The sequence below is a fragment of the Opitutia bacterium KCR 482 genome, assembly GCA_029269845.2.
Lineage (GTDB): Bacteria > Verrucomicrobiota > Verrucomicrobiia > Opitutales > Intestinicryptomonadaceae > Merdousia.
On record CP149973.1, the window covers coordinates 1,555,944 to 1,569,940 of the forward strand.

Genomic DNA, 13,997 nt, shown 5'->3' on the forward strand with positions numbered 1-13,997 from the left:
GATGCGAATATGCTGCATTGGCGCGGGCTACGTTGGCGGCCCGACGATGACGATGATTGCCCGCAAATGTCCGGACATTCATGTGGACGTTGTCGACGTCAACGAGGCGCGCATTGCGGCGTGGAACTCCGACAACCTGCCCGTTTTCGAGCCGAATCTCGACGGGCTGGTCCGCGAGGTCAGGGGCAAAAACCTCTTTTTTACAACGGACATCGAGGGCGCGATTGACAAGGCGGACATCATTTTCATCTCCGTCAACACGCCCACGAAAACGTACGGCTACGGAGCGGGAAGCGCGTCCGACCTCAGCTATGTGGAGGCGTGCTCGCGCACGATAGCGCGTTCGGCAAAGAGCGGGAAAATAGTCGTGGAAAAATCGACGATGCCCGTGCGCACGGCGGACGTAATCAAGACGATTCTCGCCGCAACGGGGCGCGAATTTCAGGTGCTCTCCAACCCCGAATTTTTGGCTGAGGGCACGGCTGTGCGCGACTTGGAAAACCCCGACCGCGTGCTTATCGGCGGCGACGAAGACTCCGAGGCGGGGCGCAGGGCAATAGAAACGCTTGCGTCGATTTACGCTCGCTGGGTGCCGCGCGAAAGAATCATCACAACAAACCTTTGGTCGAGCGAGCTTAGCAAGCTCACGGCAAACGCGTTCTTGGCGCAGCGCATAAGCTCCATAAACGCAATCAGCGCGCTGTGCGAGGCTACGGGCGCGGACGTCGAACAGGTCGCAATGGCGGTCGGCAGCGACTCGCGCATAGGCTCGAAATTCCTGAGAAGCTCGATAGGCTACGGCGGCTCGTGCTTCCAGAAAGACCTGCTTAATTTGGTGTATCTTTGCGAGCACTTCAACCTGCCGAAAGTGGCGCAGTACTGGCGCGGCGTGGTCGAAATGAACGCATACCAAAAGAGGCGTTTTTCGTCGAACGTGGTGGAAAGCCTGTTCCGCAACATCTGCGGAAAACGCCTTGCGATTTTCGGGTTCGCGTTCAAGGAAAACACAAACGACACGCGCGAATCGCCCGCAATAGACATCTGCAAAGACTTTTTGAACGAGCACGCGCACTTGGCTTTCTACGACCCGAAAGTGTCGAAAACCCAAATCTGCGCCGACTTGGGCATTTCGGAGGACGACCCCCGCGTGGAATTTTGCGCGTCGCCCTACGAGGCGGCGGAAAACGCGCACGCGATTGTCCTGCTAACGCACTGGGACGAATTCAAAAAGCTCGACTACGCAAAAATCAGAAAGGCCATGGCAACCCCCGCGTGGATTTTCGACGGCAGAAACTGCCTCGACCACCGGCTTTTGCTTGAACTCGGATTCCTTGTGCGCGGCATAGGAAAGGGAAATCTGTCGTAGCGCGGCGCAATGCAGCCCCAGTCTTTTGTCGGGCTTGTGAAATCGGGCAAATAAGGGCGTTTCACTTTTCGTCGGCAGCGGTTGCGTATGTCTAATATGCTCGCGCCGCCGCCGAAACGCAAAGCCACCCTTCTTCACCCAATTTGACAAGCCTAAGCGGCTCGGCTTCGCCGAGCATGAAGTTTTTAAACTCGGTTTGCGGGCATTCGCAATTCTTCATGTCGGGCGTGTTTTTCCGATGGGGAATCGCGCTTGATTTTTTTGCGGAAGCGGAATAAATTTAACGTCAATATAAAATGAAAAATAGCGACATATTGAAATACAGACGTCGGTTCGACATCAAACTGCCCGACAGGCAGTGGCCCGACAAAAAAATAGAAGCTGCCCCCACATGGTGCAGCGTGGACTTGCGCGACGGCAATCAGGCTCTCGCAGTCCCGATGAACGTCGAGCAGAAACTCAAACTTTTCAAGACGCTTGTTGAAATAGGGTTCAAGGAAATCGAAGTCGGCTTCCCCGCCGCCAGCGAAACGGAGTACAATTTTATCCGCAGAATCATAGACGAAAACCTCGTGCCCGACGACGTGTCCTTGCAGGTGCTCACCCAAAGCCGCGAGCACTTAATCCGCAAGACTTTCGAAGCCCTCAAAGGCTGCAAAAACGCAATCGTGCACCTCTACAACAGCACGTCGGCGTTGCAGCGCAAGGTAACGTTCAAGATGTCGCGCGAAGAGATTATCGAAATCGCGCGGACGGGCGCGACGCTCGTAAAGCGGCTCGCCGACGAAGCCGAAAAGAACGGCACGCACGTCAGAATGGAGTACTCGCCCGAAAGCTTCAGCGACACCGAGCTTGATTTTGCGCTCGAAATCTGCGAGGCCGTCAAGGACATCTGGAAGCCGACCCCGCAGAACAAGCTGATTGTAAACCTGCCCGAAACCGTGCAGTACAACCAGCCCAACGTGTACGCCGACCAAATCGAATGGATTTGCCGCAATATCTCCGACCGCGACTGCGTCGAAATCAGCCTCCACACGCACAACGACCGCGGCACGGGCGTCGCGTCGACCGAGCTCGGCATTTTGGCGGGCGCGGACAGGGTTGAGGGCACGCTCTTCGGCAACGGCGAGCGCACGGGCAACCTCGACATCGTGACGGTCGCGCTCAACATGTTCGCGGAGGGCGTAGACCCCAAGCTCGACTTCACCGACCTGCCGAAAATCCGCGCGGTCTACGAAGAGTGCACGGGCATGAAAGTTCCGCCGCGCCAGCCCTACGCGGGCGACTTGGTTTTCACCGCGTTCAGCGGCTCGCACCAAGACGCCATCAAAAAGGGCATGGACATGATGCGCAAGGACGGCATCAAGGAATGGGAAGTTCCCTACCTGCTCATCGACCCCACAGACATCGGCTGCTCGTACGAGGCGATTATCCGCATAAACTCGCAGAGCGGCAAGGGCGGGGTTGCGTACATCTTGCAAAACGACTTCGGCTTCGACATTCCGCAGGCAATGCGCCAGCAGGTCGGAGACTATGTGAACGGCGTTGCCGACAAGCTCGGAAAGGAGCTTCAGCCGAACGAGATTTTCGAAATCTTCGCCGACGAGTTCGCCCGCCGCGAAAGCCCCGTGAAATTGGAGACGTACAAAATCGACACCGACGACAACAAGCCCGACGGCGACCCCAACAGGGTCTTCATCTCCGCCAAGTTGCGCGTCAACGGCGAGGAGAAAATTTTGTCGGCAACCGGCAACGGGCCGATTAACGCGCTTGTGATGGCGTTCGCCTCGAACGGAATGAAAGACTTCAAGCTTGTAGACTACCGCTCGCACGCAATCGGCAAAGGCTCGGCGACGAAGTCGGCGGCGTACATCTGCCTTGAATCGCAGGATGACGGCCGCAAGGTTTGGGGCGTCGGGGTAGACTCAAACATAGAGTCGGCGGGGCTGAAAGGCCTTGTCTGCGCCTACGACAGAATGCGCAAATAACGAGCCGCCGAAACGCGGACAAAAACGCCGAAACCTCTTGGGGCTTCGGCGTTTTTTTTTTGCGGCTCTTGCGGCGGGAATTTCGCGGCGCGGGGAGGGCGCATGGCTCGCGCGGCGGGAATTTGGCGAAATCCGTCGCCGGAGGGGGGATTAGTCGAGCAGCCAGACGATTGAGTCTTTGCCGCTTTTGCGTTCGGGGGCGGCGTGTTTTTCGGGCTTGTTAGACGGGTCTTTTAGAAGCAGGTTGGCGTCTATTCCCCAGTTGTTTACCAGATTTTTCAGCATTGAAATCGACAGCTGTCTTTTGCCCGACAGCACCTCGGAAACGCGCGAGCGCGAGCCTACCTGCGCCTCCAAATCTTTGCGCGTGAATCCGTTTTCCTTCATGAATTCTTCGAGTACCGTTATTTCGTGCGATTTTCTGCCGTCCATGCGCTCCCAATATGGGAGCTTTGCATGTCGTGTCAATTTTTTATTGCGTATTTTTATTTTTTGAAACTTTATTGCTTCGTCTGCGTTTTTTACCAGCGCACGGAGGAAATTTTTTGTATATAAAGGGAACATGAAAAAATTATTATTTGCAGCCGCAGTGCTCGCAGCCGCGGGCGCGGGCGTATATTTCGGATTTTTCGGGTCGTCGGAAGCCGCCGTACAATTCAAAACGGCAACAGCGCAGACGCGCGACGTCGTAAAGACAATAGACGCAACGGGCACTGTCGAACCCGAAGATCTGGTTGACGTAGCCGCCCGCGTTTCGGGCGAAATCATCGCGTTCGGAAAGGACAAGGACGGCAAGGAGGTCGATTACGGCTCGGAAATCCGCGAGGGCGACGTCATCGCGCTTATCGACGACCAAATCCAGCAGTCGAACTACCTCAGCGCGAACGCGAAGCTCGAAGCCGCAAAGGCGGCGCAGACGCAGGCGAACGCAAACCTCGTCGTGGCGCAAACCAACCTGCGTCAGGCTGAGCGCGACTGGAAACGCGCCGAGCGTCTGGGAGCGTCGGAAGCGCTCTCGCAGGCGTCGTACGACTCCTACCTTGCCGCGTGGGAAAAGGCGACCGCCGAAATCGACGTGGCAAAGGCAAAAATTTTGCAGGCAAACGCGGACGTCGTGCAGGCTGAGGCGAACATGAAAGAGGCAAAGCGCAACCTCGAATACTGCGTCATCAAAGCTCCCGTCAACGGCGTCGTCATCGACCGCAAGGTGAACGTGGGGCAGACGGTTGTTTCGAACATGAGCGCAAGCAGCCTGTTTTCCATCGCAAAAGACCTGCGCCGCATGGAGGTCTGGGCTTCGGTGAACGAAGCGGACATCGGCGGAATCCACAAGGGACAGCCCGTGTCGTTTACGGTTGACGCGTTCCCGTCGGAAAAATTCGCGGGCACAGTCGGGAAAATCCGCCTTAACGCCACGATGTCGCAAAACGTGGTGACGTACGTCGTGGAGGTTCTCACGGACAACTCCGACCTCAAACTTTTGCCCTATCTTTCGGCGAATCTGAGCTTCGAAACCGCCCGCAAAAACGGCGCGCTCGCCGTGCCGAACGCGGCTCTGCGCTTCTCGCCCGACGCAAAATACATAGCCGACGGCGAAGCCGCGCCCGAAAACTCGCGCTGCGTGTGGGTGCTTGCGGGCGAAAACAAAGTGCGCCCCGTGAAAGTCAAAACCCTTATCAACGATGGCGCGTGGACTGCGGTCGAAGCGTCGGAAATCAAGGCGGGCGACGTCCTCATAACGGGCGTCGAAACAGCCGCCGCAAAGTCCGCGGTGAGCACGCCGTTCATGCCGAAAATGCCGCAACGCAAAAAGGGCAACGCGCCCGCAAAAAAATGAGCCTGATTTCGCTTAAAAACATTCAAAAAACCTACTTCATGGGCGACATCTCGCTGCCCGTCTTGAAGGGCATTACCCTGAATGTGGAGCGCGGCGAAATGGTCGCGCTCACGGGGGTTTCGGGTTCGGGCAAAAGCACGCTGATGAACATTCTGGGCTGTCTCGACAGACCCACGGGCGGCGAGTACTGGCTCGACGGCAGGGAGATTTCCAAGCTCGACAACGACGGACGCGCGGACGTCAGAAACAAGAAAATCGGCTTCGTCTTCCAGAATTTCAACCTGCTCGCAAGGACGACCGCCCTCGAAAACGTCATAATGCCGCTCGGCTACACCGCGGCGCATTTGTCGGAAAAGAAGATGCTCGAAATGGGCAAGGCAATGCTCGAACGCGTCGGGCTTGCCGACCGCATGGATCACGAGCCGTCGCGGCTTTCGGGCGGACAGCAGCAGCGCGTGGCAATCGCCCGCGCGCTCGTCAACAAGCCGCAAATCGTCTTCGCCGACGAGCCGACGGGCAACCTCGACACGAAAATGAGCGAAGAAATCCTGCGGATTTTCAACGAAATCAACGAAAAGGACGGCGTGACAATCGTTCTTGTAACCCACGAAATGGACGTCGCGCAAAGCGCGAAACGCATTATCAAACTCAAAGACGGGGAAATTTCCTCCGACACCGTATTGCGAAAATGAGAAGACTGCGCGTATTGAAATGGGCGTTGAAGGCAATCTGCCGCAACCCCACCCGGACTTTCCTGACGACGCTCGGCATTGTCATCGGCATTGCCGCGGTTATCGCGCTGATGGAAATAGGCAACGGCGCGCGCGAGACGCTGGCGAAAAACATCGCCAACATGGGCGTGAACACAATCCGCGTCTGGCCCGGGACTATCACAAGAAGCGGCGTAAGCTCGGGGTCGAGCGGCAGGGCGAACATCACGCTCACCGACGTCGCCGCAATCAAAAAGGGCTGTCCGTCGGTCGTGTCTGTTTCGCCCGTGGTGAACGTGCGCGGGCAGATTATCTACGGCGGAAAAAATTGGAGCCCGTTCAGCATTATAGGCGTCAACGCCGACTACCTGAAAATCGCGAACTGGTACATAGAGGACGGCGAGCCGATAGACCCCGTGCACGTCGCGCGCGGCTCGAAGGTCTGCCTCGTGGGTTCTACGATTGTTCGCGAGCTTTTCGGCGGCGAAAATCCCGTCGGCAAGGATTTGCGCATTCAGAATGTCGTCTTCAAAATCATCGGCGTGCTCAAAACGAAGGGCGCAAACATGATGGGCTTCGACCAGGACGACACGGTAATCGCGCCGTGGACTACCGTGAAAATGCGCCTGCGCGGCGCGGGAAGCACTTCGCTTAGCTCGACTTCGACGACAAGCTCGACAAGCAGCGCGTCGAGCACGTCCGACTTCTACGTCGGAAGCCTCGACCTCTACCCGTCGTCGTCAAGCTCGAACCGCCCGCCCGTGCGCTTCGCAAACGTGGACTCTCTTATTCTCTCCGCGCCGAGTCAGGCGGAAGTGCCCCGTGCGGTGGAGGAAATCACCGCCGTCATGCGCGAAACCCACAGGCTTGCGCCCGAAAACGACGACGATTTCAGAATCCGCACCATGGCGGAATTCTCCGAATTTTTCACGTCGCAGACCGAGACTATTACGAATTTGCTCCTGTGCGTGGCGTTCGTTTCGCTGCTTGTAGGCGGCATAGGAATCATGAACATAATGCTCGTTTCTGTAACGGAGCGCACGCGCGAAATCGGGCTGCGCATGGCGGTCGGCGCGCGGGGCGGCGACATTCTCAAACAGTTTTTGGTGGAATCAATCGTGATTTGCATGCTCGGCGGGCTGTTGGGAATCGCGCTCGGGCACGGGCTGTCGGTTGCGATGTCGGTTCTTATGCACTGGCCGTCGTCTGTTTCGTACGGCGCGATAGTTTTGGCGGTGGGCGTTTCGGCTCTCGTGGGCGTGGTTTTCGGATACTACCCCGCGTGGAAGGCGGCGCGGCTCGACCCAATTGAGGCTCTTAGATATGAATAGAATTTGTCAGAAAATAATAACGGCTTTCGCGTGCGCCGCGCTGTGCGGCTGCATGGTCGGCCCCGACTTCGAAAAACCGAAAGCCGACGCGCTTCCCGAAAAATATTCGTCCGACGGCAAAAGCGTGGCGAACCCGCGCGAGCCGTCCGACGCCGAGCTTGCCGAATGGTGGGGCGTCTTCGGCGACGAAACGCTGTCGTCGCTTGTGCGCCGCGCGTTCGAAAAGAATTTCGATTTGGCTACGGCGGTCGCGAAAATCAAGCAGGCTCGCGCAACGCTCGGCATTACGCAAAGCGGCTTTTTCCCGTCGCTCGACGCCGACGCGGGCTTCAAGCAGGCGGGGAAGATTTCGGCGTCGAACCACTCGTTTTCGTGGGGCGCGGACGCGGCGTGGGAGGTCGATATTTTCGGCGGCACGCGTCGCGGCATAGAGGCGGCGGTGTCCGACTACAAGGCGGCTCTCGCCGACAAGTGCGCGACGAAGATTTCGGTCGCGGCGGAGGTCGCAAAAAATTATTTTCTGTACAGAGGCTATCAACAGGAGCTGATTATTACCAAGCGGAATCTCGAAGCCCAGCGCAAAACATACAACATAACCGTGAAACGCAAGTCCAACGGTTTTGTATCCGATTTGGACGTCGTGCGCGCCGCCGCGCAGCTCGACAGCACGTCCGCGCAGATTCCGCAGCTCGAAAGCAAAATGCTGCTCGCCCGCCACGCGCTCGAACTGCTTTTGGCTCTTCCCGCAGGCTCGCTCGAAAAGGAGCTTGAAGCCCCGCGCGTGCTTCCGATTTTGGAAAGCTTTGTGCCGACGGGCGTTCCCGCAAAGCTCGTGCGCCGCCGCCCCGACATTCTTTCGGCGGAAAACAAACTGCACGCGGCGGTCGCAAAAATCGGCAACGCAAAGTCGGACTTCTACCCCAAATTTTTCATAACGGGGCAGATTTCCTATCAGGCGCCCGACATCGGAAAGCTCGTGCAAAACCAGTACGGCACATGGTCGGCTGGGCCGAGCGCAAGCTGGAATCTCTTTCAGGCGGGCAAGACGTATTTCAACGTGAAACTCCAAAAGGCGGTCGCGGAGGCTGCGGGCGTTTCGTGGAATTCGGCGGTGCTTGCGGCGTTGAAGGAGGTTGAGGACGCAATCGTTTCGGCGCAGAAGGAGCGCGAGAGAATCGCCCACATAAACAAGCTTGTTGAGAGCAACAAAAAGGCGTTCGAGCTGTCGTCCAAACTCTATTCGGAGGGCGAAATCGAATTCCTCGATTTGCTCGACACACAGCGTTCCATGCTCTCTTCGGAGCAGAGCCAAGTTTCGAGCAGGCGGCAGTTCGTCTCGAACATAGTTTCGCTTTACGCCGCGCTCGGCGGCGGTTGGAGCGAGTCCGACTTGCAGGACACGGAGGAGGACTCCCAGTGGCTCTTCTTTAAGGAGGCTTTCGGCGACGGCGAAACTGCCGATTCCGCAAACACGCAATAGAAGCCTGCCGCGCGGACTCTCTCTTTCGGATTCGCCCTTTCTTCCGCATCGCAAAGTTTGAATTTTAGGCACCGCCCGCCGATTTTTTCTCGGCGGGCGTTTTTGCTTTTTAGGCGTCTTTCCCGAAATGGGCGGCGAATGTTTTGCGGTTAAACGCAGGCGTTTTAGCTTTCCTAAAATTCCGTTTTCCGCGCGAAATTCAAAGCGCGGGTTTTTGCCCGCGTCCGCATTTTTGTCCCGACGTGCCCGCGCGTCGCCTCTGGTTTTGCACGCGCCCGTCTTGAACCGCGCGGGCGGCGGTTTGCGGGGGTTCGGCAAGCCGTAAAAATGAGGCAAGGGGGGGGCGTCGGCTTTCCCGCTTTGCCCAATCACAAAAAAACCGACCGCTTGTTGCGTTCGGCATGAAAAAGGCGTGGATCGGAATCGAACCGATGATGAAGCTTTTGCAGAGCCTTGCCTTACCACTTGGCTACCACGCCGAATAAATTAAAGTTTTGCATTTAAGCGCACGCGCGCGCCCAATGCAAGCCTTTTTTTATTTGAGTGGGATTTTCAGCAGGATTTTTTTCACCGCGTGCTGTTTGCCTGTGTGCAGGCTTGGCTTGTGGGCGTCGTCGGGGAAAAACACCGCAAATTCGCCCGCCTTCAAGACCGACGCCTCCGCCGATTCCGACTTCTCGAAATCCGCGCTGTCGTAAAATTCAACGTCCTTTTCGGCGTTGTAGGGCTCGGTGATTTTGAAGATTTTTTTGTCGGCGAAAAAGAATTTTTCCTCGCCCTCGGCGACGTACTGAATGTCGATGTATTTTTCGTGCGCCTCCATGCGCTTTTCCGCCGCCGCGCGGGTTGTGTACGACTGCACCATGCGCTTTATGCCGTCGAATTCCGTCGCGCCGTCGGGTTGGTCGGCGGGCGTGTCGAGAATGATTTTGAAGGCTCTTTTGAATTCGGGGTGGGCGTTTTCGTAGAGCGACAGATTGCGGATATTGTCTTTTATCATGTTATTTTTTGCAGATTAAAAATCTTTCGCGCTTTGAGAGGTCGGGGAGGGCGCGGGCTTCCGAAAAGCCGAATTTTTCGACGGCCTCCCGCGCGAGGATTTGCGGCTGCCCAAGCCCGCATTCGCACGCGATGAATCCGCCGTCGAGCAGGTGCTCCCGCGCTTCGGATAGGATTTTCCTCAGGTCGCGTAGTCCGCCGTCGGGCGACGACAGCGCGGAGGGGGGGTCGTAGTTCCGCACTTCGGGCTGGGCTTCGCGCACTTCGGATTCGTCGAGGTAGGGCGGGTTCGCCAAAATCAGATTGTATGATTTTTTGATGTTTTCGAACCAGTCCGATTTTACGATGTTTATTTTTAGTTTGAGCGATTCCGCGTTTTCGGCCGCGAGCGAAATTGCGGCGTCGGAAATTTCCGCCGCGTCGACCGACGCGTTCGGACACGCAGACGCCATCGCCAGCGCGATTGCGCCCGACCCCGTGCCGAGGTCGAGAATTTCGGGCTTAGCGGAGGCGTCGGGGAGGAGTTTTTCGACCGCGATTTCGCAGAGCGTTTCGGTTTCGTGGCGCGGCACAAGGGCGCGGGCGTCGCATTTAAGCGTCAGCCCGAAGAAGTCTACCGAGCCTATTATGTGTTGCAGCGGCTCGCGCCTTGCGCGGCGTTTCGCCATTTCGCGGAAGGGCGCAAGCTTGGCTTCGGGGAGCGGCTCTTCGAAGCGCAGAAACAGTTCGAGCCTCTTGCAGCCGAGCGCGTGCGCAAGGAGCAGTTCGGCGTCGAGCTTGGGCGTCTCGATACCCTTTGCGGCGAAGTATCCCGCGCATTTTTGCAGAATTTCGAGAACGCTTTGCACGTCTTATTTTTCCGTCAGAGCCTTGACTTTTTGGACGTAGTCCGCCTCTTCAAGGGCGCGGATCATTTCGTCGATGTCGCCGTCCATGAACTGCGGCAGCGAGTGGATTGTCATGCCGATTCGGTGGTCGGTAATGCGGCTTTGCGGGTAGTTGTATGTTCTGATTCGCTCAGAGCGGTCGCCCGAGCCGATTTGTTCGCGGCGGTTTGCGGCGTATTTGTCGTGCTCTTCCTGCTGTTTCATTTCGAGCAGGCGCGAGCGCAGAACTTTGAGTGCCTTTGTCTTGTTTTTGAGCTGCGAGCGTTCGTCGGCGCATTTGACAATCATGCCCGTGGGCTTGTGGAGAATTTGAACGGCAGAGTCTGTCGTGTTGACGCCCTGCCCTCCGGGGCCGCTTGCGCGCGCGATTGAAATTTCGATGTCGTTGGGGTCTATGTGAATGTCGACCTCCTCGGCTTCCGGGAGAACCGCGACCGTCGCCGCCGACGTGTGGATTCTGCCGGCCGCCTCCGTCACGGGCACGCGCTGCACGCGGTGCGTTCCGCATTCGTATTTCATCGAGCGGTAGACGTCCGTTCCCGAAAGCAGGAAGCAGATTTCCTTGAAGCCGCCCGCGGGCGATTCGCTGGAGCTTAGGTTTTCAACCTTCCAGCCGCGCGAGTCGGCATAGCGGCAGTACATTCTGTAAAGGTCGGCGGCGAACAGCGACGCCTCGTCTCCGCCCGTGCCCGCGCGGATTTCCACGACAGTATTGCGCGAGTCGGTGGGGTCGGCGGGAATCATCATTTTGAGGATTTCGTTTTTCGTGGGTTCGAATTTCGCTTCAAGCTCGGCGATGTCCTCCCGCGCAAGCTCGACAAATTCGGGGTCGGCGTTTTCCTCGATGATTTTTTTGTTTTCCTCTATTTGTTCGCGCTCCTTTTCGAGCTGTTCGTAGAGGTCTTTCAGTTTGGAAAGTTGCTGGTGTTCTCGCGAGACCGCGCTTGCGGCGCGTTGGTCGTTATAGAAATCCGACTCCGCCATTTTTTTGTCCAAATCGGCGAGCCTGTCGAGAAAAGGTTTGATTGGTGGTATGCCTTCCATTGTCCGAATCTCTAAAAAAAAACCTCAACTTGCAAGAAAATACGCAGACTTCCGCCGCCCGCGTCCCAAAATAAACTTGTAAACGCGCCCCGATTTTTACGATAATGCCCGCATGGATAAAAAAGATTCCGAACAGTATTACGGCATTGTCCGCGAAGTCGCGCAGGCGGCGGGCGACAGGCTCAAAAAAATTTCCGAACGCCGCGTCAATTCGGACGCAGGCAACGACGTAAAACTTCAAGAGGACGTGGAAAGCGAACTGTTTATCCGCGAAAAGCTCGCGGCCACCGGCGTGCGCGTCGTGGGCGAGGAAAAGGGCGGCGACGCCTCTCTGCTTTCTTCGGGCGAATTGTACTGGGTTGTCGATCCCATCGACGGCACCTACAACTTTTTGCGCGGTATCCCAGGTGTGTGCGTGAGCATCGGGCTGATGTCGGGACTTACTCCCGTGGTCGGCGCGATTTACGATTTCACCCGCAACGAGCTGTTCTTAGGAGGCAAGGGCTTCCCGCTTACGGTAAACGGCGAAAAGGTCTCGCCGAAATGGGCGAAGAGCGTCTCGCAGGGAGTCCTCATGACGGGCTTCCCGAGCGCGACGGACTACTCGGACGACAATCTCAAACGCTTCGTCATGGCGGCGCAGAAGTTCAAGAAAGTCAGAATGTGCGGCAGCGCGGCGTGCGCAATGGCGTGGGTGGCGTCGGGACGCGCGGACTCGTACCATGAAGAGCGTCTGTATTTGTGGGACGTCGCGGGCGGGCTTTCGCTGATGGAGTCGGTCGGCGCGGCGTACGAAGTCGTTCCGCAGGGCATACCCGAAAAGCCTTTCTGCATTTCGATTCGCGCGGCGGCAAACAGGGAATTTTTTATCTAAAATGAAAAGCGAAAAATTTAAATCACACCTCGTCCGACGCCTCACTTGGGGCGACCTCGACGAAAAATATCTCGAAAATCTCGTCCGCACGGCTCGCGCCGAGGACATCGAAGGCGCGGGGCTGAAAGTAAAGCCCGCCCGCTGCGCCGACATCACGACGGCGACGATTACGCCGCGCTCCGAAATAAGGTCGTTTCTCGTCGCCCGACGCGAAATGATTATGTGCGGAATCAACATCATTCCGATTATCCTCAAAGTCTACGAATCGACGGTTGACGGCGAAACGTGCGCATTCACGCCCTTTGTCTCCGACGGCGACCGCGTTGAAAAGGGCGGGCAAATCGGGGAAATTTCGGGGTCTGCCCGCATTATTTTGCAGGCGGAGCGCATAATGCTCAATTTCATTCAGAGGCTTTCGGGCGTGGCGACGGTCACGGCGGAGTACGTCAAGGCTTTGGGAGATTCCAAGACGCGCCTGCTCGACACCCGCAAGACGACGCCCTGTCTGCGCGTTCTCGAAAAATACGCGTTCGCCTGCGGCGGCGGTTTCAACCACAGAATAGGGCTGTTCGACCGCGTAATGCTCAAAGACAACCACCTTGTCGCCGCCCGCGCCGTCACGGGCGACATGCTCGCGAACGCCGTAAGGCTTGCCAAAGACGAAAATCCCGACGTCGCGGTCGAAGTGGAGGTCGATTCGCTTTTGCAAATCCAGCCCGTTCTCGACGCCGACGCCGACGTAATCATGCTCGACAACTTCTCGTACGCCGATCTCAAAACCGCCGTCGATATGATTGGCGACAAGGCTTGGACGGAGGCTTCGGGGGGCGTCAAACTCGACAACATCGGCGCGATTGCCCGCATCGGGCCCGACTTCGTCTCGACCGCCGCGCCCGTGCATTCGGGTCGCTGGATTGACATCGGCTTGGACTCGTAGAATCTCCGCGCCTTAAACGCAAAAAACCGCGCGCCATGCGACGCGCGGTTTTTTTATGGGGCGGGGGAAATTTTAGCTGCGCTTGAAAACTACGAGCGCGAAGTATTCGGTGTAGTTTTGCTCGCGCTGCACGGAAACGGCAAGAGAGGCGCTCCTTATTTCGAGCTTGTTTTCGAGCGCGTACATTGCAATTTGCTCGTCGAGTTTTGTGGCGTCGGAGGCTACGAACGATTTTGCAAAAGTCGCCATGTTTTTCTGGGCGGCTTCGAGGTCGAATTTGCTTCCTTTTTTCATTGCCGCCGCGTCCGCGCAAAATGCGAAAGCGGGAAGCATGGCAAGTATAAGTAGAAAACGTTTCATTTTGTCATTGTCTGTTGCCCGCCGATTTTTTGCAAGACATATTTATTTGCGGCGGGCGTGTGCAAAAACGGCGGTTTGCAGTCCGTTTCGCGGGCTTGTTCCCATGCAAACGGTGGTTTGCTCCGCCGTTCGGGGGACGTTTTGTCGTGCGCGGCTTGCCGTCGGAAAATCGGCATTGCGGCGT

At 57.1% G+C, this 13,997-nt stretch carries 14 protein-coding genes and 1 tRNA gene; 8 read left to right on the top strand and 7 right to left on the bottom strand.

Translation table 11 applies throughout. The features are described 5' to 3' along the window. The first annotated feature begins 1 nt into the window (after position 1). On the top strand, positions 2 to 1,366 hold the full coding sequence (locus tag P3B99_006565) for a nucleotide sugar dehydrogenase (GenBank protein ID WYJ06870.1): 1,365 nt from the start codon (positions 2 to 4) through the stop codon (positions 1,364 to 1,366). Between the two features lie 91 nt (positions 1,367 to 1,457). Here the strand turns inward: P3B99_006565 and P3B99_006570 are convergent, their stop codons facing one another. Beyond that, positions 1,458 to 1,586: a hypothetical protein gene (locus P3B99_006570; GenBank protein WYJ06871.1), complete on the bottom strand. Its 129-nt coding sequence runs from the start codon at positions 1,584 to 1,586 to the stop codon at positions 1,458 to 1,460. A gap of 76 nt (positions 1,587 to 1,662) precedes the next feature. Between P3B99_006570 and leuA the strand changes: the two genes are divergently transcribed. Continuing rightward, on the top strand, positions 1,663 to 3,354 hold the full coding sequence (leuA, locus tag P3B99_006575) for a 2-isopropylmalate synthase (GenBank protein ID WYJ06872.1): 1,692 nt from the start codon (positions 1,663 to 1,665) through the stop codon (positions 3,352 to 3,354). A 150-nt stretch (positions 3,355 to 3,504) separates the two neighbouring features. Here the strand turns inward: leuA and P3B99_006580 are convergent, their stop codons facing one another. Then, positions 3,505 to 3,822, bottom strand: a complete 318-nt coding sequence (locus tag P3B99_006580; protein ID WYJ06873.1) for a helix-turn-helix domain-containing protein — start codon at positions 3,820 to 3,822, stop codon at positions 3,505 to 3,507. A 94-nt stretch (positions 3,823 to 3,916) separates the two neighbouring features. Here P3B99_006580 and P3B99_006585 point away from each other — a divergent pair, with 94 nt between their 5' ends. Genes P3B99_006585 through P3B99_006600 form a run of 4 tightly spaced genes read left to right on the top strand, consistent with a single transcriptional unit; the run spans position 3,917 to position 8,712 of the window. Next, positions 3,917 to 5,191, top strand: coding sequence for an efflux RND transporter periplasmic adaptor subunit (locus P3B99_006585; GenBank protein WYJ06874.1), 1,275 nt, complete (start codon positions 3,917 to 3,919; stop codon positions 5,189 to 5,191). Further along, positions 5,188 to 5,883, top strand: a complete 696-nt coding sequence (locus tag P3B99_006590) for an ABC transporter ATP-binding protein (GenBank protein ID WYJ06875.1) — start codon at positions 5,188 to 5,190, stop codon at positions 5,881 to 5,883. The genes P3B99_006585 and P3B99_006590 overlap by 4 nt, the downstream gene beginning before the upstream one ends. Then, positions 5,880 to 7,232 carry an ABC transporter permease gene (locus tag P3B99_006595; GenBank protein ID WYJ06876.1) on the top strand — a complete coding sequence of 451 codons (1,353 nt, stop codon included), beginning with the start codon at positions 5,880 to 5,882 and terminating at the stop codon, positions 7,230 to 7,232. The genes P3B99_006590 and P3B99_006595 overlap by 4 nt, the downstream gene beginning before the upstream one ends. Beyond that, positions 7,225 to 8,712: an efflux transporter outer membrane subunit gene (locus tag P3B99_006600; protein ID WYJ06877.1), complete on the top strand. Its 1,488-nt coding sequence runs from the start codon at positions 7,225 to 7,227 to the stop codon at positions 8,710 to 8,712. Before P3B99_006595 ends, P3B99_006600 begins: the two co-directional genes overlap by 8 nt. A gap of 408 nt (positions 8,713 to 9,120) precedes the next feature. On the opposite strand, the gene P3B99_006605 is transcribed toward P3B99_006600, so the two are convergent. The 4 genes from P3B99_006605 to prfA all read right to left on the bottom strand — a co-directional run bounded on the left by P3B99_006605 (position 9,121) and on the right by prfA (position 11,642). Next, positions 9,121 to 9,191, bottom strand: a tRNA-Cys gene (locus P3B99_006605). Positions 9,192 to 9,247: 56 nt separating this feature from the next. Next, positions 9,248 to 9,712: a YhcH/YjgK/YiaL family protein gene (locus tag P3B99_006610; GenBank protein WYJ06878.1), complete on the bottom strand. Its 465-nt coding sequence runs from the start codon at positions 9,710 to 9,712 to the stop codon at positions 9,248 to 9,250. Position 9,713: 1 nt separating this feature from the next. Continuing rightward, positions 9,714 to 10,559, bottom strand: coding sequence for a peptide chain release factor N(5)-glutamine methyltransferase (gene prmC / locus P3B99_006615; protein WYJ06879.1), 846 nt, complete (start codon positions 10,557 to 10,559; stop codon positions 9,714 to 9,716). A 3-nt stretch (positions 10,560 to 10,562) separates the two neighbouring features. Then, positions 10,563 to 11,642 carry a peptide chain release factor 1 gene (gene prfA, locus P3B99_006620; GenBank protein WYJ06880.1) on the bottom strand — a complete coding sequence of 360 codons (1,080 nt, stop codon included), beginning with the start codon at positions 11,640 to 11,642 and terminating at the stop codon, positions 10,563 to 10,565. 112 nt (positions 11,643 to 11,754) lie between these two features. On the opposite strand from prfA, the gene P3B99_006625 reads away from it, so the two are divergent. Both P3B99_006625 and nadC read left to right on the top strand, forming a co-directional pair. Beyond that, positions 11,755 to 12,516: an inositol monophosphatase gene (locus P3B99_006625; protein ID WYJ06881.1), complete on the top strand. Its 762-nt coding sequence runs from the start codon at positions 11,755 to 11,757 to the stop codon at positions 12,514 to 12,516. Between the two features lies 1 nt (position 12,517). After that, complete coding sequence (gene nadC / locus P3B99_006630; GenBank protein ID WYJ06882.1) at positions 12,518 to 13,453, top strand: carboxylating nicotinate-nucleotide diphosphorylase; 936 nt, start codon at positions 12,518 to 12,520, stop codon at positions 13,451 to 13,453. A 72-nt stretch (positions 13,454 to 13,525) separates the two neighbouring features. Here nadC and P3B99_006635 read toward each other — a convergent pair whose 3' ends face one another. Beyond that, a complete protein-coding gene (locus P3B99_006635) occupies positions 13,526 to 13,813 on the bottom strand; it encodes a hypothetical protein (protein ID WYJ06883.1) in 288 nt (95 codons plus the stop codon). Between the last annotated feature and the right edge of the window lie 184 nt (positions 13,814 to 13,997).

Excerpts from the sequence above, each read along its gene's own strand:
- P3B99_006565 (WYJ06870.1), top strand. The coding sequence starts at position 2 with ATGCGAATATGCTGCATTGGCGCGGGCTACGTTGGCGGCCCGACGATG.
- P3B99_006570 (WYJ06871.1), bottom strand. The coding sequence starts at position 1,586 with ATGAAGAATTGCGAATGCCCGCAAACCGAGTTTAAAAACTTCATGCTC.
- leuA (WYJ06872.1), top strand. The coding sequence starts at position 1,663 with ATGAAAAATAGCGACATATTGAAATACAGACGTCGGTTCGACATCAAA.
- P3B99_006585 (WYJ06874.1), top strand. The coding sequence starts at position 3,917 with ATGAAAAAATTATTATTTGCAGCCGCAGTGCTCGCAGCCGCGGGCGCG.
- P3B99_006590 (WYJ06875.1), top strand. The coding sequence starts at position 5,188 with ATGAGCCTGATTTCGCTTAAAAACATTCAAAAAACCTACTTCATGGGC.
- P3B99_006595 (WYJ06876.1), top strand. The coding sequence starts at position 5,880 with ATGAGAAGACTGCGCGTATTGAAATGGGCGTTGAAGGCAATCTGCCGC.
- P3B99_006600 (WYJ06877.1), top strand. The coding sequence starts at position 7,225 with ATGAATAGAATTTGTCAGAAAATAATAACGGCTTTCGCGTGCGCCGCG.
- P3B99_006610 (WYJ06878.1), bottom strand. The coding sequence starts at position 9,712 with ATGATAAAAGACAATATCCGCAATCTGTCGCTCTACGAAAACGCCCAC.
- prfA (WYJ06880.1), bottom strand. The coding sequence starts at position 11,642 with ATGGAAGGCATACCACCAATCAAACCTTTTCTCGACAGGCTCGCCGAT.
- P3B99_006625 (WYJ06881.1), top strand. The coding sequence starts at position 11,755 with ATGGATAAAAAAGATTCCGAACAGTATTACGGCATTGTCCGCGAAGTC.
- nadC (WYJ06882.1), top strand. The coding sequence starts at position 12,518 with ATGAAAAGCGAAAAATTTAAATCACACCTCGTCCGACGCCTCACTTGG.
- P3B99_006635 (WYJ06883.1), bottom strand. The coding sequence starts at position 13,813 with ATGAAACGTTTTCTACTTATACTTGCCATGCTTCCCGCTTTCGCATTT.